Genomic DNA, 20,517 nt, shown 5'->3' on the forward strand with positions numbered 1-20,517 from the left:
GCCTCTTTTTCTGTATTCAGGGCAGGAAAAGTTTCCTGAACCCTATGAGAGGTGAGCGTAGTGGCAGATTTAAGTAAAGATGTAGTAGGTGCACGAATAAATCTGGATACCAGCAAGATACTTCCGGCATTCAAGGTTATCGACAATGGAGCAAGAGCCAATGCAGAATCGTTTAAAATACTGAATGCTGAATTAGGTACAAGCGAAAAGAACTATAAGTCTCTCGCCAGTAGCGCGGATAAGTTTGCTCTATCAGCGGAGGAAAGAAGAAAGAAGATCCTTGCTGAATCCGAAGCTCTTGTTAAGCAACGCACTGCACAGGCAGAATTAAATACTGCTCGGAAGAATCAATTGGAGCAGGCTAATAAGATAACCGACGAGAAGCTTAGAGCACAGCAGGCCATTGTAAAAAAGCGTGAGGATGCAATTGAGCAGCAGGAACGAGAGCATCTAAAACGGATGGAAGCCCTCCAAAATAAGGCGACATCAACCGGACAGAGAGCTGCTAAAGTTTCAGGGGCAGGAACGGATGATAAGACGCGTGAACGTGTCCTTATGCAAGAACAGGCTATTCGTATGAAGTTACAGCAAATGGCGGATAAGGAAGCACAGCAAGCAAGGAAGAACGCTCAAGATTATGAGAAGTTCTGGATTAATGCTTTACGGACCAGGGAGCAGAAGGAGGCACAAGTACGAGAGAAAGTCCTTCAGGAAGAACAGAAAATCAGGCGTTCATTAAGTCAAACCGAAACGCAGATGAAGCAAACCTTTAACATTACGCCAAGTTAGATAGGCAAGCTTGGGGATATGGCTACCCATGCCACTGTATTCCACACGGCATATGCAGCTATGCATAAGGTACAGGAAGCCTTAAGAGAGGGTATAGTCGGTATTGAATCTAATATGGCAGGCTACGTGCAGACGAATGAGCATTATTTCCTTGAATACAACGAGGGTACTAAGGAAATGGTGATGAACACTGAGAAGTTGCACGACGAGACAACCAAGTTTATCCGGACGGCTCATGATCTTGGTTCAGAAATCATGGATGTTACCGAATCAGCACGTCTGTGGGGCCGGATGTATAAGGATGCAGGCGTTGTTCAGGAGATGGTACGCAAGTCAACAATGCTCAGTACCGTTGACCTTGTATCCTTAGAAGATGCGACGAAATCTATGGAGTCTACCTTTGCTCAGTACGGTGTACAAATCAAGGACAGCAATGACGCTATGGTGCTTGGTGGACGCGTACTGGATTCTTGGTCCAAGGTTGCTCATGACACGATAGCCCCGGCTAGAGACTTGGGAGCTGCCTTTGAACGAACAGGTAAGATAGCGGCGGAAACTGGCGTTTCATTTGACTTTATGAATGGCTTGATTTCAGCAGGTATACGTAACACGGCGCTGAGTGGGGAAAACCTGGGTAACATGTGGAAAACAGTCTTGGGTACGATCCGTACAGATAAAGCCGTTGCAGAGATTGAGAGATTAGGAGTTCAAACAAAAGAAGTTGTAAATGGTACAGAGCAGTGGAAAAGGGCAGAAGATATTCTGTTAGAGTTATCGACCAAAGTAATCGACAAAAACTATGACCTTACGAAATCCTACGCGGATATTTCCCGCGGTGTTTACCAGTACGCTAAATTGGCTGCTTCCTTAAACGCAGGGGATATCTTGCTGGGTACAGCAGCGTCTATCGGTTCCACCGGATCAACAATGGAGTACTTGAAAGTTCAGATGGATACCATTCAGCGTAAAGCAGCTCAGACCAAAGCTTCTTTGCTTGAGATATTTAATAATGCAGGCGACGATGGCTTGAGAAGAACAATCAAGGATGTATTGGATGCAATTGACCAACTACTTATTGGACTAACAAAAGTGCCTCCTGGTGTATTTGAGGGAACCGCGGCTATTGGTGGGCTACTGCTTGCATATAAAGCTCTGAGCGGCCCGATCATGAATGTAATTGCTGCTGTAAAAGTATTAACGGCTACAAAGGCCGCGGAAACTGCCGCTATTGGCGCTAATACGGTAGCTAATAATGTTAATATCGTTTCCTCACAAGGAGCAACTCTTTCAACAGTTCAAAGGGTAGCTGCTACAGAAGGAGCTACAGTAGCACAAGGAGCTTTAACGGTGGCAACCGAGGGAGCTACAGTTGCTACGAAATCATTGTCTGTCGCCCAAGCCACAGCGACTGTGACAACAGCAGCCGCTACAGCAGGATTAAGTTTACTTGTTGGTGCAATAGCGCTTGTAGCGATGAATAGTGGTAAAGAAGAAAAAGCTGCGAGGGATCGGATTCAAAACTTAAAGGATGAGGACTCGGCATCGCAGCAAATGGTTAGCCAATATCAAAGACAGATTGAATTGTTGCCTAAACTGGCAAATGCTCATCGCTCACTTGAACAATCAATGAAAGCGGGAAGCATTTCAGCAGAGAAGGAAACACAGGTAAAAAAACAGCTTGAAGAGATTTCTAAGGCGCTGGTTATTACTCTTGGAAAAGAAGGGGCCAAGCAACTTGAAGCTGCTGGTTATACCGATGAAGCTGTACAGGTGCAAGTTGCTGCTTTGAACAAACTCATCGAGAAGCAGAATGAAGCTCGAAAAAATGTATTGAAAGATCAACAATCGCAACTACTCGACCAGCAAAAGCAAAAAATAAATGAAATCACAGAAGCTACAAAAGAACTGGAACGAGTAAAGAAGATTATCGCTAATCCAATTGGGAATTTTTTAGGGACAGGCGAGTTTAAGGAAGATGCAGCGAAGTTAGAAGAAAAAATCAAAACGTTAGAACAAGAAAATAACAAGCTCACTTTATCTGTAACAGAAGTAGGAGTAGCTTTAAGCCAAGCAACTATTGAAACTGACCAATTTGCTGGGAAAGCTGGAACAGCAACTGAAAGTGTTAAATCACAGGAGGAAGCCCTTGCCGATTTAAGAGAGCAGATTCAGGGTAATGGCAAGGCTATCTCTGAGATGAACACTGTTTTAAATGATCTTGCCAATAAACAGTCCATGAACGCAGAAGCTGCGGCAGAATTAATTCTCAAATACCCTCAATTAGCTTCGGAGATTTACAAAACATCTGAGGGATGGGCTTTTGAAAAGAATGCACTCGAAGTTGTTCGTAAAGCTAAAATACAAAAGGCTATAGATGATTTAAAGTCAGAAAAAGCTTCCAGTTTAAGTACAAAACTTGAGTCTGATGATCGTATTGCAGTTTATATTAAAGAGGCTGGAGCGATTAAAAGTCTTGCTGAGTTAAAAGCTAGATTGAATGGAGTTATGGCTCAAAGTTCATTAGAAGTTTTTAATAAACAAAAAGAACTTAACAACATGACCGGAGTGAAATCTTTCCTAAATGCTCCTTTTCAGAACCAGTTAAACCAAGATAAGAAAAACATGGAGCAAAGCAAAAAAGATATAGGCGAAATATATAGTGGATACGAGAAAGATATGAAGCAGTACGACACTCAGATTAATGCTTTAACCAAGCTATATAATGATCCTAAATTTGGTGTGAGTTCTTCTAGTTCAAAAAAAGCGAAGGGGGGTGGGGGCAAAAGAGGCAAGAGCGATGCGGAACGTGCAGCTGAAAAAGCAGCTAAGGATGCATCTGCGGCACGAAAAGATAGTTATGACAATGATCTTGATAACTTTAAGTACATCGCAGAACGAAATGAATGGTCTATAAACCAGCAGATTGCAGGATACAAACGACTGGCTCAACGACATAAGCAGTACCTATCGGAAGATAAGGATGCAATGAAGCAATGGAGCCGCGATGTTCAGAAACTGAATGATTCAAGATTTCAGGAAGACGTGGAGAATCTTGAGCGAAGAACCGAGCGTATGCGGCAGGCTAATAAACAGGAAATTGAGATGGTTAAAACCAGCCTAGATTTTTACAAGAAGGAGCAAAATAAAAATTATCTGCTTCCTGCTAACCGTAGAGAGATTGCCAAACAAATCTATGATTTAACCGTCAAGTACAATGAGCTTCGCTATCAAAACAGTGAGAAGTGGATTGATAAAGAGACTTCCAAAATGGAAATGGCGGGGCAGAGTAAAATTGCTATTCTGAAAATGGAATACGATGCTTATATGCGTATGAGTAAGGCAAAAGATCGTACCGCCGAACAAAGTTTTGAGTTGCAGCAGAAGATTTATGAGAAACGTAAAGCTCTGGAAGATGAGTTCCTGTCCGACTTCCAAAAACGAATCAATTACCAAAAGAGTATGGAAGCTGTATCTGTTTCCGATCAACTCAATTTATGGACAAAAATGCAGACTCTTTATAAAGAAGGATCAGAACAGCGGATGGAAATTGATGTACAGGTCCATGATTTGAAGAAGCAACTATTGGAGGACCAGAAGAAGGCTGCTTCTGAAACTGCCAAGAAGGAAAAGGAAGCACTTGAAAAGACTCGGGATGAGGAAGTAAAGCGTATTGAGGCGGAACGTGATGCTTTTATTGAGGCCCAGGACGCTAAAATTAAGGCCATAGACGACTTACTAGCCAAGATGCAGACAGCTAATGAAGACGAGGACTATGATCGTGCTATGGCTGAAAAACAAGCACGCCTTGCCTTGCTACAGTCCGCTGTCGGTCCCGAAGGTATTGCCGAACGGAAACAGACTGAAAAAGATATTGAAGATATGCAACGGGAACATAACCGGACGCTTGCTAAGCGTGGCTTGGAGGATCAGAAGAAGAAGCTTCAAGACGAGAAGACTGAGCGGGAAAAGGATTACAATGACCAGATTGAAGCAGCTAAGCGGCATTATGATCAGCTTGCTGAGAAATATGATGAGTATTCAGACGGAGTTGAATCCAAAGCCGAAGACTTGAAAAACACGCAAATTAGCAAAGAATCTGAGAAGAACGCGGAGATTTTGCGCCAGTTAGATCAGTTTATTGCTGACTATCAGATGAAGATGGCGGAGATTAATGCAACCTCGTTGTCCGCTTCCCTGGATACAGGTTCCTCAATCTCTGAAAAGGACAGTGACTTGGCGCGATATAATTCCAATATCGATAAATGGTACTCGGCAGGCACCGCCGAGAAAACCAAGTTACATGAGGAAAATGCTGCCCTGCGTAATAAGTATGGTATCAAGAAGGACACAGGAAAGCTTCAAAAATTCCATTCTGGAGGGATCGTCCAGGGAGAAAAGGGAGCTGAGGTTCCCGTCATTGCCAAAGAAGGGGAAATGTATTTGAATGGTCAACAACAAAGCAACTTGTGGAAGATTATCAATTTTAAGATGCCAAAACTTAATTTTTCTATGCCTGACTTTTCTATGCCAATGGCTTCGGGTGGATCAAATCCGCAGCAAATTAGCAATCAGTTCGTAATAAAATCAGGCGATACTTATATTGAAGACGAATCCGCAGCAAAGGTGTTCTGGAGCGAACGGGACAACTTTGTTCGGAGGTTGCAAGCGAGGGGAGGTAAGTCTTAATGATCGACGCTACGGCAGATGGAAAGTCCTTTAAATCCATTGGATTAGGGCTTAAAACTCACAATATACCTGTGCTGCCGCCAACTAAGGATCATTCTCTTGAAATTGCCGAGAGAGATGGGGAATTGGACTTTGGCAGTACTTACGGAGCGCGGACAATCAATCTCGAATGCGTCCTAATGGCTGATGATACAACCCTTGATTACCATAGGAGAGTCGCCCAAGTGGCGGCTCTTTTTAATGCCAAAAAAGGGGATATCGTATTCACATTTTCCGACCTGCCGGGAAGGAGATACATCGGTCGATATGCTGGCACGTTGGATATTGAAAAGATACTTTGGGATGGAGAACTAACTATCCCGATTAAGATGGGGGAGCATCCGTTTCCAGAGTCGGAGGAGAACATTAAAGAGGTAATTATCACACAGTCTCCACAAACAGTGTCAGTTACTTCTACAGGGGATGAACGAGCGAGTCCTGTAATAGTTCTTACCAACATAGGAAACAACGACATACGGAATTTTCGTATTGCGAATGAGTACCAAGTGGAATAGGAGGTCTTTATATTGGCAGATATATTACTAAGTAAGTCGAATTGGTGGAAAACAGCCTGTATTAATGCAGCCTTACGCGGAGTTAACTTTTCATCCCCTCAGTCGCTATACATTGCCTTGTACACCAGCAGTCCAACAGATGCGGATACAGGGCAAGAGGTAAGCGGAGGAGGCTATACGCGCCGTGCTGTGACTTTTTCCGAACCCGTTATCGCCGATCGAAGGGCGGTTACATCCAGTACGGCAGATGTGTCGTTTCCCATTGCCTCAGCCGATTGGGGTCTGGTAACTCATATCGGCATCCGCACAGCGGCAACCGGGGGCAATCTTGTATATCACGGTGCAGTCAAAACACCGCGCACAGTGCAGACGAATGATACGCTGCGCTTCTTGGCAGGTCAAATTAAAGTGGATGAAGGGTAGGTGTAAAGTATGGAAAAAATGTATCCTCCTGTTGTAAATTCTCCAAAAACGGAACTTACCGAATTGATAACCGATACACAAACCGAAATTACAGTCGCCAACGCCGCTGTGCTTTTACAGGGCGAGGGTATTGCTGTTTTGGGCAATGGAGATGCAGCAGAGACGATTACGTATACAAGTGTGGAAGATAACGTGTTGAAAGGCTGTGTACGCGGTTTTGAAGGTGTTGCCCGTGCGTGGCCTGCTGGTACACGAATCGCCCGTAATTTCACGGCAGCGGACTGGAGAGCAGCTATAAACAATATCCAGGCTTTGCATGAGGAAGCAAGTTCGGAATCTCGCAAACCCATTACATTACAACCAGGTGTCCAAATCGTAAAAACAGACAAACAGGCTGTATTTAATTTAGCTGGACTAACAGGTAAAACGGTAATCGACTACGACGGTCAAAAAGGCGTGTTCGGTGTCCGTAACCCTTATGTAATTCGCTATGGAGAGAACTTGTTGCCGAGCTTCTATGAATGGTCTAATAAGGAAGGAACCCCAATCATAACTGAGGCTTACTCAATTGTTGTATCTTCAGTCAATAAAATTATACAAGCTATTGTTCCTGTGGTGCCTGGTCAAACTTACACATTGTCTGTACAATCAGGCAGTGCTATAGGTAGGATTTTTGTTTATAACTCGCAAGGGGCGGCTGCTCTTGCAGATAAGTCTGGGAGTGGACTCATAACAGCCACATTTACAATACCCACTGGCGTTAAGTTCGTGGAGGTTCGTTTGTTGGGAACCGATTCTTCCGACGTAACTCTATCAAATTCTATGCTCAATATCGGCAACACCGCCAAGCCATTCAAGCCACGTGAGGATTCCATGCTTGCCTTGCAAACAGACCTGTATGCCGATCCAGTTACAGGTGCGAACGCTGATACGGTGTTCGAGCGCGATGGGCAGTATTTCAAGTCCAAGAAATGGCAAGGTCAGGCGCTTGATGGGTCGCTGTCTTGGTCCTATACTGCAACCTCAGTTGGGTACAAACGTGTTGTTTTAAGCGGTGTAGATAACGTTGCCGAAGGAACATACAATAACGGTCGAATGACTGACATGGGACGTATCGTAAAATACGATGGTAAATTGTTAGTGGGCGATATTGCTGTGTCAGGGGGCGACAGCTATGTCTTTGAAGATCAAGGGAATCCGACAAAAAGGCTATACATCACTATCCCAGTTGCAGACAGTGGATGGGCAGACGGATACCAGCCGAATCAGGACGACATCAAAGCATACTTCTTTGGCTACAAAGCGTACGATGCTAACACCATCACTCCTGCAAATGCTCAATCCATGACTACCGCCACATGGAGTGGTACGGGTACTAAGTATTGGGTGCAACGTGTAGGCGCTCCTAACTTTACTCAATCAACACCGCCGCAGTCTTATGCAGGGTACACGCCGTACCAACTTGTATATCAGCTCGCAACGCCTACCGTGGAGCCTATCGTTTCTGAGGGGCAGCTAACCTTTACCGAGGGTGACAATCAGGTCGAAGTAGGTACGGGGCTAGTGTTGCGGGAGAAGGCCAAACTGTACCAAGAGGCAGACACGAAGCGCTGGAACATCAACAACGGTAGTCCTGGACAGTACCAAGCATCATTACTAAACTACAAGGTTGACAGATTTATAGGCATCTACCGAAACTCGCAGCGTGACAACTGGACGTTGTACCCTAACAATACAACTCCAGCGGGTGCGCTGGCACAGTTGCCGGATACAGCCTATGATGCTAACGCCGCTTATACCGTCTCGTACCTAGCCTTTATAACTTCGCCTGTTGTACCGTTTACGGGTTCCTACGCAGCCAACGAAAAAACACTGCTGCTGGACTTGGTAGACAACGTACAGCAGAATACGTCACGGGTGAGTGTGCTGGAGAATAAAAAGGCTGAGAAGGATAGTCCTGCTTGGATTAGTCCGTCAATATTATTTAATGGCTGGGTGAGTATGGGTGCGTTGGGTTATCGAAAAATAGATACCACTGTACAACTCAAAGCCCGAATTAAAAGTGGGGCTATAGGTCAACCGTTTATGACTCTACCAGAAGGATACAGGCCGCTTGCAGGTCAGATACGGCCTGTACATTCTTACGGGACTTCGGATGTTTTCGCTTCTGTGTTAATTAATGCAGACGGTAAATTAATCGTGTCAGGAGGAAGTAACAACGAGGTAAATATTTACTTGGAGTTCACCACGGATTAAAGGAGGAAAAGTGTACATGAAAGCAGTAGCCAAAGTAAATACAGACGGCCTCTATCTGGAGGACAAGTTGGTGGACGATGCCTTTTGGGGTGTCGTTCCTTTTTATGAACAACCAGAGACGACTATATCTGATGGGGACGAGATCGAGGAGCGAGAGCCAGTTATATCGGGGTATATTGTTGGTGTTCCTTTTCCAGAAGGTTTTGGTGCATACGTGACAGAGGGTAAGGCGTTTCGCTTTAACTTGGAAACTTTGCTATGGGAAGAAGGTCTTACAGTCGAAGAGATAGCGGAGCTGACCAAACCTACGGATCAAGGACAGGATGCATCGGAGGTTGTGGGCCAGCAGCTTGCGGAGATGAAGATTCAGGCCATACAGCAAACCCAACTTTTAGCCAGCATGGGTGCTGAACTGGCAGCTACAAAATTGGAACTAATCAATTTGAAAGGGGCTAATCAATCATGACATTTTGGACTCTTGCTTTTAAGTGGAACTGGGTAACGGCAGAGAAATTGAAGGGTGCAGTCAAAACGGAGGCTAACCCATTTGGAGAAATAACACCGGAAGAATATAAGACCATAACAGGCTTGGACTTTGCGTAGGAAAAGTTTCCTTGGCAAGTTAGGAGGACGCTATGTTTAATGGTGGATTTAATAGCCTTGGTTTTAATACAGGAGATGTAGAAGGGAACATTATTGACCTTTCTGCATCTCTTTCTGGTTCCGGGCAAATGTATTCGCGGAAGCTGGAGACGGATGGATCTGAGAGCGACAGTGCGTTCAATCTTATGTCGTTTAATGTGGATGAACCCGGTACAGTAACAGAATACATTTTGGAGTTTGCTTTGGACATGACAGCAGCAGCTAATCTGTCCGGTGAAGGTCAGGCGCAGGCTGATTTTGTCCGTGAGTATGCTTTGGAAGCCGTTCCTATGTCTGGCGAGGGACGTATAACTAACGCAGAATACGTTCGAGAAATTCTGATGCAAGCAGTACCCATGTCTGGGGAAGGAAGGATATCGGCGGAACTGTCAAAATTCCATACTGACTACATTGAGTTTACAGATGTGTTCAGACCAGGAGAGGTAATTGTCATTGACTCAGGAAAATTCAAAATAACGAGAAATGGTCAGAATGTTTCCCATCTATATAACGGAGACTTTTTCGACTTGAATCTTGGGAACAATAATCTGACCTGGACGGACCCCGAAACAGGCAGGACGGTTTTGTATCGTATTACGTATAGAGATAAATTTTTGTATTGAGGTGACTTATGGCGAATCCGAGCATGCAAGTATTCGATAAAAACATGAGACGTGTTGGGACGCTGGTTGATAGCTATGATATTCAGCGGCGGCGGCGCATTAATAGTGATTATGAATTAACCTTTATGGTTCCAATGACCAGTGAGGATTACCGTGAAAAGATAGCAATCAAGGGCCACGTTCGGGATGAGCGTGGTCAATTTTATGTAATTCAGTCTCGGAGCCGGTCAAGGGAAGGCCGAAAGCTGACGGCGAATATCTATTGCAATCACGTCATGTTCAAGTTAAACGATTACAAGTTCCCGTATGCGTCTTACATTGCAGAAGCCTATGGTATCCATATTAATCAACTCACGGATCTAATTACGGCAGCTACAGGCGGACGGTTTAAGTTTGTTATTCACGACACGTTCGATTTGCATGATGTAAAAGACTTCGGACGTGGCACTTGTCTTGAAGTGCTAAATAAGATCATTCAGATGTATGAGTGTGAAGTCGAGCCAGACAATTTCACAATTAACCTAAGAAAAAAGATCGGGACTGACAACGGATTACAGTATCGGCTTAAAAAGAATATCGTATCTAGTTCCTTTAAAGATAAAGGCGAGTCCTTAGTGACCAGGATGTTCGCTCAGATGAAGGACGGACGGACTTTTATCGGAATGGATGCATCCAAGCTGACCGATGAGGAACGGAGTTTACTATCCGGTGTTCCGGGAACGGTCGTAAACGGGAAGCTGGCTGTTAACTATTTAATTTCACCTTATGCTCAATATTGGGCCAGCGAGTCGGTTCCTTTTTACGATGGGGAAATCATTGAACAGGACATAGAGGAACCTGAGGACTTGCTAAAGGCTACACGTAAGGCGCTTGCTGAACAGGAAAACGTGACGCTGGAGGTAACGGTATCGACGGCGGACCTGTTCAAAATAGACAATACTGAACCTAAACCAGCTTTGGGCGACAATGTAATGTGCATTGACCCGGCTATGGATATGAACAAACTCAAAGCCCGAATTACAGAACTTACAGAGTATCCGTATAGCCGTGACAAACACAGTGAGCCTACGATATCCAATGTCAATTTACGTGACTATGCTGATATTATCAGTGACTTGGAGAGAAGCAAGAACATTGTTAACAACTCATTCAGCAATGGAAAGATTCGGACAGAGGTTTTTGAGTCTTATGCCAAACAAGCTGTCATTGATATCAATAACAGTAAAACGGAATTGATTTATCCACCAGAAGGCGGAATCTTGGCTCAAGAAAAGACAAATCCATTAGAACAAGTACGTCTGACCTCAAAAGGGATAGGCATATCAACGGATGGATGGAAAACGATCCGTGCTGCTATAACTGCTCGAGGAGTATTGGCAGAACAGATTATTGGACAACTTGGTAGCTTCGTTTCTTTGGTTATTGGCAGCGGTAATAATGTAACCAAAATCAATACCAACGGTATCAGTGCAGGAAACGACGATTATACTATTGCACCGTTCAGAGTAGACATGCAGGGCAATGTAGTAGCTAGATCAATCAAGCTTACAGGCCAGATCGACAACTCAGAAATGAATGCTTCAGACATACGAGCAAGTACAGTTAATGCAAGCACAATACGAGGCAGCAAACTGATCGGAAATGAAATAGAGGGCGGTATTATTACAGGAACTTTGTTTAGAACGGCTAAAGAAGGCCGCAGGATTGAAATAAACTCTAATGGATTGACCGCTTATAATTCATCTGGCGGTGAGGCTATTTCTTTAGGTCAATACGCCAATGGAGCGGCCTTACTATTTATGGACAATGGTTCGCCGAGAGGGAGTATTTTTGGAGACTCAGACGGATTTCATGTAGGCAATATGGGCGGGGTATATATTAAGTCTACTGATGATATGGTTTATTTTCAGAATGAGATTAATTTTACTGACGCTACTGTAAGCGGGCTTAAGCTTGGAGTTGAAAATATTGAAAATCTTGGGGATACAATTAGAGAATTGAGGAACGATACTGCTACATTGAGAGGTGATATGTACGATGATGTGATTGTGAACGCTACATTTGATCCATCATCAAGAAATTTGAAACTGTTTAGTCGAACAAGGACAGTTGCAACTGTTAAAATTCCTGCTGGTACTAGTTCGACAACATAATGTTTACTGCACCTCCTACCGATGGTAATATTAGGACATATATACTATGTAGGAGGCGCGGTTCATGAAGAAATGGTCTTATTTACTTAGTGGTGTATTAATCGGCGCGGTTGTTGCTACGGCTAGCAGCGCATTTGCTGATCAAATCAAATCTTTAGTCGGAGAAAAGGTAGCGGGGGAATATTCAGTCAAGGTAAATGGGAATTCTCTTTCCGAAAGTGCCATTGTGGTAGACGGAAAGGCACATGTACCTTTACGAGCTGTAACCGACTCATTAGGGGCGAATCTAAAATTGGACGGAAAAACAATTCAAATAAGTACAGATTCATCTACTGATACAAAAACAACTTCTTTGTCAGAAACTGATGGGTTGATAAAAAAAGAAGAACAGTATGCGGGTTGGAGCATAGTGAAGTTGGAACAAAGGAAATCTGATTTAGAAAAATATATTTCAGAATCTGAAAGCAGTAAAGAAAAACTAAATCATGAACTTGAGATTGCTGATAAATTGTCGAAAACATCAGTAAGTTCTTCAACATTAGCTATTAGAGAATCGAATCTGGCTAAAACAAAGAAGGAATTAGACAGTATTGAGAGCGCTATTGCTAAATATAAGACTGAACTAGAAGAAATAAATAAGGCTATAACGGAACTTAAATAAAATCCGTACCAACCACGTAATAAACAAACTATATACTGTATACACAAAAGCCCTCTTAAATGGAGGGCTTTTACTCTTATATAATGGAATTAGTAGTAGACTGCCTTTAATAATAGAACAAACCATGTCTTAATACGTCTATTGAATCGGAACGCAAATTTCGCAATAATGATTATTAATAAGTTCAACTGTATATCGCTCCAAGATAGGTCTGGTTTCATCTAAGCTAAACCTTTGAATTTCCAACTCCAGGAATATTTCAACCCAAGCCTTTTGAACAGCTTCTGCTGTATGATTTATCTTAAAAACAGCGTATCTTCCTCCATTAATGTTGCTCAGACTTACTTCATCAGCATTAACACAGTAATCATCTGGAACAACCAAACACGCATCGTAGCGACAATTTTCCGGTTTTACAAATGCAGGATTATCTTGAGCAATACCGAGGATAATAGACGTATTATTGAATAATTCATTCGATTTAACCCAACATTTAAATTTCTCCATTAGTTGTGAATTTGCAATTCCATAAGGACCAATCTGTCTCATGTATGCAATTCTACAAGACGATATTTTTTCAATTTCAGCCTTCATATTTTCTTCTCTTTCTTTTTAAAGTACATCGATGTCTGAAACCATCTTATAATGCTTTAAAATGATAAACAACTCAATTTTAAAAATAGTCAAATTAGCGCCTAATACCATAAAGAGCAGACTTATAGCGCCTGCTCAACAATGTATGGTATTCAACAATCATGTCCCGTTAGTTGAAAAGCCTTCGCCGTTTATACTCTGGTTAAGTAAAGTACGGAAAGTGATCATGCATAAAATGAGTCAACGCATCCCTGATGTTTCTATGCTGGCTCATATATTGGAATAAGATGTCCAAGGTGAGTACGGTTTTAGAGTCCTCAATACTAATAGTCCAGGTCGGTGGCTCCTCAGGAGCATAACTAAATTCCCTAATGATACCGTATGCTATACCTAGCTCGTTAATTATTTTGTGTAGAATCTGATCAATCTCGCCTGTCAGTTGGTCGATATGAATCTCACTCTGTTCCCAAGTATTTTCATCATTCCAGTTATCCATTGCCTAATTAACCTCCATATGTCGTTGATTAAGCCAACACGGATGCAATAAGCATCTCTATGTTGGTTTAACTATCGTTTTAAGATAGCTTAAAATTACTGCATTCCGATGAGAGCTTTTATGAATTTATATATTTAACATGTCCCAATTACTGATAACATACCAAAGTTGAAATGTAACAGTAACAAGATAACTTACATTTACAAAGATACATACTTTAAAAGCTATTATTCCCCTACGATATTGTTCTCTGCCAATTTGCTCATTTTTATAGTCAGTTTTCATCCTATTTTTATCATTGATTAATGAAATTAATTCAGTAATCCCATTACCGCCCCACAGTAAGGTGAAGACTAAAAAAATTGCGCTAAAAGTTGATAAAAGGGTCTTTGATCCCGGATCTGTTGCTAACCTAAAAGCGATATTAACCAATATCGTAAAAATAAATAAACAGAACCCTATTAAACTATGATAGGGTCTAAACTTATACGATGTCATAGTATTTCCTTCCTTTAGAACATTCCATATTTGAGGTATTCGCAAGCAGACTGTCTTTTAGTTGAACAAACCCTGAAACACCTGCTGATTGCTCACTGCTCTAGGATTCGTTCAACTAACGTAACTCGTTAGTTTCACCCACACTAGGGCATATTTGAAAATAGCTAGTCATTTTCTTTACGCATATATTCTATAATTCGTTGAAGAGAAATATGAATTGCCCTGAGATAACTTACTACGATTATAAAACCGATCACTAAAATAATTATGAGTAGATCCATAGGTAACTCGCTCCTAACTCGAACAGAAGATTCAATTATCCCCATATTACCATAATTGGAACCTTACTTTCTGTTAGCTTAAAGACGTATGGTCTGTCTACAACTTTATTTTTACTGAGCTATATTTTTCTTTAAAATCCGCAGCGTTATAGCACTAGAACCAATTTAAGATATAAGTATGAAAGCCTCTGATAACTCAGGGGTTTATTTTGCGTGCAAAGAAAGGTGAGATCAGTAATGGATATACTTACAATTCACGGAGTAAGAGGATTTATTGATGGAAACGGCATGGCGCAATTGAATTTAGAAGATGTTTCTCGCGGGTTGGGTTTTACTCAAAGAGCTGCGAGTGGAAATGAAGTTGTACGATGGGAGAGAGTAAATAAACACTTGTGGGAATTCGGGTTCATCCCCACTTGTGGGGATGCTGATTCTTCCCAACAAGCTGGGAAAGGAGATTACATTCCCGAGAACATCTTTTACCGCTTGGCGATGAAGGCAAGAAATGAAGTAGCTGAGGCGTTTCAGGCTAAGGTAGCGGACGAAATCCTGCCTTCTATTAGAAAAACCGGAGGATATGTAGCAAACGAAAATGCATTTATCGAAACCTATCTTCCTTTTGTAGATGAGCAAACCAGAGCTATGTTCAAACAGACGTTAACTGTAGTAAGACAACAAAACGAAGTAATCAAATCCCAGCGTGAAGAAATTGAATATAAAGAGACGGTCATTGTCGGGTTGGTTGATGATATCGACCTTGCTGCTAAACGACAAATCTTGAATAGAGTTGTTCGTAGAGGAGGCAAAAAGTATCAAGAGCGCTGGCGCGAACTGTACAAACAGTTTGAAATGAAATATCACACCAACTTATCCGCTCGGTTGGATTGTTATAACGAGAACAACAAGCCAAAGTTGAAGAACAAAATTGACTACATCGACAAGGTGATGGGAAAGATTCCAGAGCTTTATGAAATCGCGGCAAAACTATATGAGAATGATGTGAAAGAGCTTGCTGAGGAACTGTATGAATTAAACGCAAGATAATAAAACTCACAAGAGAGGCGATGATCTTAATGTCAGATAAAATGATTGAGTCTAACCCAAAGGAACTTGTGCGCTTGTTTGAAATCATCAATCAGTTCGGATCGACCTGTAGTTTGGAGTTTCAAATTGAGGGACAAGCCGATCCGCTGATGGGAATGGTTGATGAAAAAAATCGTTCCTGATTTTTATGATGGAGATGGTGCTGAAGCTGCAATAGCTTTGGAACTTGGAACCACTACTTTTTCTTTTGAAATCGAAAAACATAAATTTTCGAAGCATATATCTGAGACGCAGTTCACTATGTGTATTGTAGGCTCAGAATATGCAGTTTGGTTCAATAGCGGTGTTATCCCGCCAGAAGGTATTTCCATAGCAAAACAATAACGGCAAGACACTTTTTAATGAGGTGTCTTTTTTGCGCTTGAAGGAGGTGAAAAAACCGTGGCAAAGATCAAGTCTACGTTGGATATTCAATTGGATCTAACCAGACCAGTTGAAGAATTAACTGAGGTTATTTCTGCTGTCATTGCTTCACAACCAGTACGTCGGAAAGAAATACTTAAAGGCTTGGATATAGCTGTAGGAAATGCATTAGCAGAGATACAGGCGCAAGAAGATAAGAAAACAGACAATGATAGCTCAGGAAAAGTTTCCTGAACGGAGAGACGGGGGAAAGAAGGTTGGATAAGTGGGAGGTTTTTAAGTTCAGCGCAGCTTTAGGAAGTAGTGCTGTGACGTACTTTTACGGTGGGTGGTCGGGAGTATTGGGGGTGTTACTTGCTCTGGTCATTATTGATTATGTGACTGGATTATTTGCCGCTGGCGCAGAAGGTAAGAAGGGAACCGGACCCGGCTTAAAAAGCAAGATTGGTCTTATCGGTATCGCTCGAAAGGTATTTATCTTTGCAATGGTAGCAGTATCCCATCTGATTGATGGAGTCTTAGGCGATTCGCACCTATTCCGGGATGCGGTCGCCTATTTTTATATGGCAAATGAGCTTTTGTCCATTTTGGAGAATGGCGGTAGACTCGGCGCTCCTATCCCGCCTGTGATCCGACAGGCCGTAGAAGTGTTGAAAAGTAAAAGTGGTAATCAGGAAGGAGAGAAAGAGGATGCAACAACGAAACAGCCGTAATGCTCAAGGGATTGACGTATCCCGTTATCAAGGAAAGATTGATTGGAAGGCGGTTAAGGCAGATGGTATTTCATTTGCCTTCATCAAGGCCAGCCAGGGACAACGATATGTTGATCCAACATTCACCACGAATGCTAAAGGAGCCAGAGCAGCCGGGGTATTGTTGGGAGCATACCACTTTGTAGACGCAATCAGCGTTGAGACAGCCAAAGCGGAAGCGCGGCATTTTGCTGAGGTGTTGAAACAGGTAGGTGGTGGGAAATCATTGGACTTTCCGCCTGTAATGGACTATGAAAACAATCCTCGCAACTTGTCCAAAACACTTATTAGTGCTGTAGCGTTGGCCTTCTTGCTTGAGCTGGAGCGACTTACAGGACGCAAGCCCATTATCTATACAGGCAATGCATTCGCAGCTAATTTTAACGCCTCATTGGGCGGTTATCCATTATGGATAGCCCGATACAGTGACACTCGCGTCCCAAGCGACACAGTGACATGGAAACGTTGGGATATTTGGCAATACAGCGACAGTGGCAAGGTAGCTGGGATAAAAGGGAACGTGGATATGAATGAGTATGATGGTACGCCGGACGAGCTGCGTGAACGTTTCACAAAGCGCCCTGAGCAGCCGGAGACAGTCACGTCCGGTACGTTCGTCGTAAATGGCAAACAGGTAGGGAAGACGCTGCTCTTTAGTGGCAGGACGTATGTTCCGCTACGTGTGCTTGCGAATGCGTTGGGTCTAACGTGTCATTGGGACACCAGTCTCAAGGTCGCTTATTTAAATGGAGTCAAGCTGCAATCTGTCCAACTGGTCGAAGGAGTGGCATACGTCCAGCTCAGACCCGTTGCGGAGGCATACGGTGCTGTAGTGTCTTGGGATTCTAAAAATAGAATTGCTGGTCTGAAAACGAAAGGGGATAAATAATCATGCAAACAATTATCGAAACTGTACAACCTTACGTAAATACCATTGTCACAGCCGCTGCAGGTGTGCTTACAGCATTTGTTTTAGGAGGTCTGAACAAACTCAAGACTAAGGTTAACGTGTGGCTAGAAGCGCGTACAACGGCAGCGCAACGTGAAGTGATTCATAAAATTGCTGGAGAGGCTTTTGCACTTGCTCAAACAGTATTTAAAGAAGCTGGTGGAGAACGTAAGCTTCAGGAGGCTTTACAGTATGCTTCACTCACTCTCTCCAGTCAAGGTATTGTAGTATCCCAAGTAGAGCTAAAATCCGCGATTGAGAAGGCATATCTGGAGTATAAGGCTAAAACGAAAGCGGTACTGGCTACTGAATTACAACCTAACGAAGAAGCTACTCAAGCGGCTGCTAAGGAAGCAGTCTCTTCTTTAGCTGCACAAGTCACGGCTATTCTTTCTCAAGCTACTGGAGCTGATACCGTGGCAAGCGCGACGCCTGAAATTCATCAAGATACTGCTCCAGCACCACAGGCGGATGTAACGGGAATAGCAGTAGAGTAAACGAATGGAGTAATCCCCTGCCATAAGACCTAGCAGGGGGTTATATTTGTTATGAAGTGGAATAATTGTGTTTAAGTATAAATAAATATCAAAATAAAGAAGGAGTTGAACAAGCCGTGGAGAATAAGTCCTATACACTTTATTCTAAAGGAGATATCGATATGGCAGTTAATGACTGGGTTGAAATCAACTATGCTTCCGAAGAAAAATTTGTAGGCCAAACAGCTCAAATTGTAGCAATAAAAGGATCGAACGTCCGATTAACAACGGACGAAGGAGAATGTTTTTGGACTGATGCAGAAAATGTCTCAATTTGTTAAAAAAATACTATGAAAAAAGACCCATCTTATGGTATTATTTTCCTAAATCATAACTAGAAGGTGGGTTTTTTGTATGTCAATGGATTTTGTCGTATATCAAATTGCAACGCCTGATAACCTGGTTTCAAAAGAAAGGGAATTTTTTGAATTTCTTCGTACATATCCTATTCAACAGGAAGAAAGAGAATTATACTATTGTATTACTCAAGATATAACAATGGATAACTCAATAATAACCGCTAGTTTAAGCCAGGAGCATTCCCCTCTCACTGATTCGTTTAATGAAGAAAAACAATTATATCCACCTGATGATACGCCAGCAATCCATACTTTCTTTTCCTTTGATCTGAAAGAGAAGTTTCTTTTATTGCAATTAAGAGAATATTCACCATCAAATTTAGATAAAGATATTACCAGGAATCGTCTAATGAGAATTTTGAATGAGGCGTTTATAGCGGTTTATTTCCAACAAATGAATCCTATCCCTACCGAAAAGGAATACAACCAAGACGAATTGGTAGACCTTTTTAATGAGAATAGAGTGAGTATGTTAAGAGTTCGCATTGGAGATAACGCACGATTGCTTAGGAATGATACAATTATTTTTAAGGATGACAAGTTAAATGCTGCTTGGACAAAAGCATGGAATGAGGATGAAAGTAACACACATGAAGTCACCTTAAAGGCGCCTGGGAGAAATGGAGAAGGAGATTTAAGAAAATCACCATACGCTAAAACTTTGCTTGAAATACCAACAAAAGATATCGAGGAACTTTTTTATTGGGATAGTGTAGGAAAACAACATAAAGTCACAAAAAATGGTTATAAGAGATTTAAGGTCAATGATATTGATTTACATGCACATCCTATTACGGCGATCAGTTATATAAGTTCTCAACTTTATGCTAGAAGAAATGAGCTAAGCCAATTTAAAGTATTGGTTGAATTTTAGTTTTGAATGTTTGCTCAGAAGAATGTTTAAAATATCGGCGGCACCCTGCTGGCTTAAGCTAGCGGGGTGTTTTTATTTTTAGTAGGTAATTTGAAATGGTTCGTATTGACTATTTCACTTAGTCCTGTAATAATCGTGCATAGGAAATATAAGTAAATATATATGTAGGTGATGAATTGAAATATACTAAAGAAATTCTAGAAGATAAACTAGATGCTACGATAAAAGAGATTCTTGAAACGTGCGATATTCGTAGTCGATTAAAATTTTTAAAGGAATGTGAAAGGGTATATAAGAAGCTTTCTAACGTAAAAGAAGAAGATTCTAAAAGTTTATTCCTTTTAAATATAGAGTTGAGTAGATTGAAGGTTAAATTTAGTTCTTCTCCCGAACTAGAAACTACAGATTTATTCAGTAAGTTTTACTTGATTATATTGTTATTTGCCTTCACTTTTATCTGGGCTTCTGGTAATGATTTTTTTACGATGTTCAAGACCTTTATGATTTATTTGTCAGTTAGTGTATCTGGAGCTATTTTATTTATTATTACCTCCATTTTTAAAGATATAAATGAAATAAGCAATAAACTTATATTAGCCGTTATTATAGCCTTTGTATTTATTAGCGTACTATTCATTAATACAGATAAGCCGTTTGACATGGCTAATAAGAATGTTATTGTTTTCGTGCTTGGGTATAGTTCAGAGTTGATCACGACAATTATGAATAAATTGATAAAAAAAATAGAGGCTGTTTTTAAGTAAACGGGGACATTGGGGGTTATCAAGGTGTATTACACTAGTATCTGCAGAGTTACCCAGAACCATTATTTGTACTGATAACAAGCATACTGAAGCACCGTTGTGCAATCCGAAAGAATCGGTGATACCCTGCTGGCATACGCTGGTGGGGTGTTTTTCTATT

Annotated in this window: 22 protein-coding genes; 20 read left to right on the forward strand and 2 right to left on the reverse strand. The window is 41.8% G+C overall.

Features of this window, described 5'->3' with window-relative positions; genetic code table 11:
• Window positions 1–60 precede the first annotated feature (60 nt).
• The 10 genes from ACU1JV_RS15310 to ACU1JV_RS15355 all read left to right on the forward strand — a co-directional run bounded on the left by ACU1JV_RS15310 (window position 61) and on the right by ACU1JV_RS15355 (window position 12,787).
• Window positions 61–789 carry a hypothetical protein gene (locus tag ACU1JV_RS15310; protein ID WP_446724601.1) on the forward strand — a complete coding sequence of 243 codons (729 nt, stop codon included), beginning with the start codon at window positions 61–63 and terminating at the stop codon, window positions 787–789.
• Between the two features lie 18 nt (window positions 790–807).
• Entirely contained in the window at window positions 808–5,475 is a 4,668-nt protein-coding gene (locus ACU1JV_RS15315; protein WP_446724602.1) for a phage tail tape measure protein, read from the forward strand.
• Window positions 5,475–6,029 carry a phage tail domain-containing protein gene (locus ACU1JV_RS15320; protein ID WP_190296933.1) on the forward strand — a complete coding sequence of 185 codons (555 nt, stop codon included), beginning with the start codon at window positions 5,475–5,477 and terminating at the stop codon, window positions 6,027–6,029. Before ACU1JV_RS15315 ends, ACU1JV_RS15320 begins: the two co-directional genes overlap by 1 nt.
• Before the next feature lie 12 nt (window positions 6,030–6,041).
• Entirely contained in the window at window positions 6,042–6,452 is a 411-nt protein-coding gene (locus ACU1JV_RS15325; RefSeq protein ID WP_413986281.1) for a phage tail fiber protein, read from the forward strand.
• A 9-nt stretch (window positions 6,453–6,461) separates the two neighbouring features.
• Complete coding sequence (locus ACU1JV_RS15330; RefSeq protein WP_413986280.1) at window positions 6,462–8,708, forward strand: hypothetical protein; 2,247 nt, start codon at window positions 6,462–6,464, stop codon at window positions 8,706–8,708.
• A 16-nt stretch (window positions 8,709–8,724) separates the two neighbouring features.
• Window positions 8,725–9,174, forward strand: coding sequence for a hypothetical protein (locus tag ACU1JV_RS15335; RefSeq protein WP_413986279.1), 450 nt, complete (start codon window positions 8,725–8,727; stop codon window positions 9,172–9,174).
• Entirely contained in the window at window positions 9,171–9,311 is a 141-nt protein-coding gene (locus ACU1JV_RS15340) for an XkdX family protein (RefSeq protein ID WP_413986278.1), read from the forward strand. The genes ACU1JV_RS15335 and ACU1JV_RS15340 overlap by 4 nt, the downstream gene beginning before the upstream one ends.
• A 32-nt stretch (window positions 9,312–9,343) precedes the next feature.
• Window positions 9,344–9,973 (forward strand): phage distal tail protein, encoded by a 630-nt coding sequence (locus tag ACU1JV_RS15345; protein WP_413986277.1) that lies wholly within the window; start codon window positions 9,344–9,346, stop codon window positions 9,971–9,973.
• Window positions 9,974–9,981: 8 nt separating this feature from the next.
• Window positions 9,982–12,126 carry a phage tail protein gene (locus ACU1JV_RS15350; RefSeq protein ID WP_413986276.1) on the forward strand — a complete coding sequence of 715 codons (2,145 nt, stop codon included), beginning with the start codon at window positions 9,982–9,984 and terminating at the stop codon, window positions 12,124–12,126.
• Between the two features lie 64 nt (window positions 12,127–12,190).
• Window positions 12,191–12,787: a 2,' 3'-cyclic nucleotide 2'-phosphodiesterase gene (locus ACU1JV_RS15355; RefSeq protein ID WP_413986275.1), complete on the forward strand. Its 597-nt coding sequence runs from the start codon at window positions 12,191–12,193 to the stop codon at window positions 12,785–12,787.
• A 138-nt stretch (window positions 12,788–12,925) separates the two neighbouring features.
• Here the strand turns inward: ACU1JV_RS15355 and ACU1JV_RS15360 are convergent, their stop codons facing one another.
• Entirely contained in the window at window positions 12,926–13,381 is a 456-nt protein-coding gene (locus tag ACU1JV_RS15360) for an AraC family transcriptional regulator (protein ID WP_413986274.1), read from the reverse strand.
• A gap of 202 nt (window positions 13,382–13,583) precedes the next feature.
• Complete coding sequence (locus tag ACU1JV_RS15365; RefSeq protein ID WP_413986273.1) at window positions 13,584–13,877, reverse strand: hypothetical protein; 294 nt, start codon at window positions 13,875–13,877, stop codon at window positions 13,584–13,586.
• 1,016 nt (window positions 13,878–14,893) lie between these two features.
• Here ACU1JV_RS15365 and ACU1JV_RS15370 point away from each other — a divergent pair.
• The 10 genes from ACU1JV_RS15370 (at window position 14,894) to ACU1JV_RS15415 (ending at window position 20,357) form a co-directional block, all read left to right on the forward strand.
• Window positions 14,894–15,700 (forward strand): BRO family protein, encoded by an 807-nt coding sequence (locus ACU1JV_RS15370; RefSeq protein ID WP_413986272.1) that lies wholly within the window; start codon window positions 14,894–14,896, stop codon window positions 15,698–15,700.
• A 29-nt stretch (window positions 15,701–15,729) separates the two neighbouring features.
• Complete coding sequence (locus ACU1JV_RS15375) at window positions 15,730–15,882, forward strand: hypothetical protein (RefSeq protein WP_413986271.1); 153 nt, start codon at window positions 15,730–15,732, stop codon at window positions 15,880–15,882.
• Window positions 15,863–16,084: a hypothetical protein gene (locus tag ACU1JV_RS15380; protein WP_413986270.1), complete on the forward strand. Its 222-nt coding sequence runs from the start codon at window positions 15,863–15,865 to the stop codon at window positions 16,082–16,084. The genes ACU1JV_RS15375 and ACU1JV_RS15380 overlap by 20 nt, the downstream gene beginning before the upstream one ends.
• Before the next feature lie 57 nt (window positions 16,085–16,141).
• The gene (locus tag ACU1JV_RS15385) at window positions 16,142–16,357 is read left to right on the forward strand and encodes a hypothetical protein (protein WP_413986269.1); all 216 of its coding nucleotides are present in this window, start codon (window positions 16,142–16,144) and stop codon (window positions 16,355–16,357) included.
• Window positions 16,358–16,380: 23 nt separating this feature from the next.
• On the forward strand, window positions 16,381–16,836 hold the full coding sequence (locus ACU1JV_RS15390; RefSeq protein ID WP_413986268.1) for a phage holin family protein: 456 nt from the start codon (window positions 16,381–16,383) through the stop codon (window positions 16,834–16,836).
• Window positions 16,814–17,764, forward strand: a complete 951-nt coding sequence (locus ACU1JV_RS15395; RefSeq protein ID WP_413986267.1) for a GH25 family lysozyme — start codon at window positions 16,814–16,816, stop codon at window positions 17,762–17,764. The genes ACU1JV_RS15390 and ACU1JV_RS15395 overlap by 23 nt, the downstream gene beginning before the upstream one ends.
• 2 nt (window positions 17,765–17,766) lie before the next feature.
• Complete coding sequence (locus ACU1JV_RS15400) at window positions 17,767–18,321, forward strand: phage holin, LLH family (protein WP_413986266.1); 555 nt, start codon at window positions 17,767–17,769, stop codon at window positions 18,319–18,321.
• 161 nt (window positions 18,322–18,482) lie between these two features.
• Window positions 18,483–18,641 (forward strand): hypothetical protein, encoded by a 159-nt coding sequence (locus ACU1JV_RS15405; protein WP_413986265.1) that lies wholly within the window; start codon window positions 18,483–18,485, stop codon window positions 18,639–18,641.
• Between the two features lie 73 nt (window positions 18,642–18,714).
• Window positions 18,715–19,593 (forward strand): hypothetical protein, encoded by an 879-nt coding sequence (locus ACU1JV_RS15410; RefSeq protein WP_413986264.1) that lies wholly within the window; start codon window positions 18,715–18,717, stop codon window positions 19,591–19,593.
• Window positions 19,594–19,769: 176 nt separating this feature from the next.
• Window positions 19,770–20,357, forward strand: a complete 588-nt coding sequence (locus ACU1JV_RS15415) for a hypothetical protein (protein WP_413986263.1) — start codon at window positions 19,770–19,772, stop codon at window positions 20,355–20,357.
• The last annotated feature ends 160 nt before the right edge of the window (window positions 20,358–20,517 follow it).

It is taken from the genome of Paenibacillus sp. T2-29 (genome assembly GCF_052921365.1).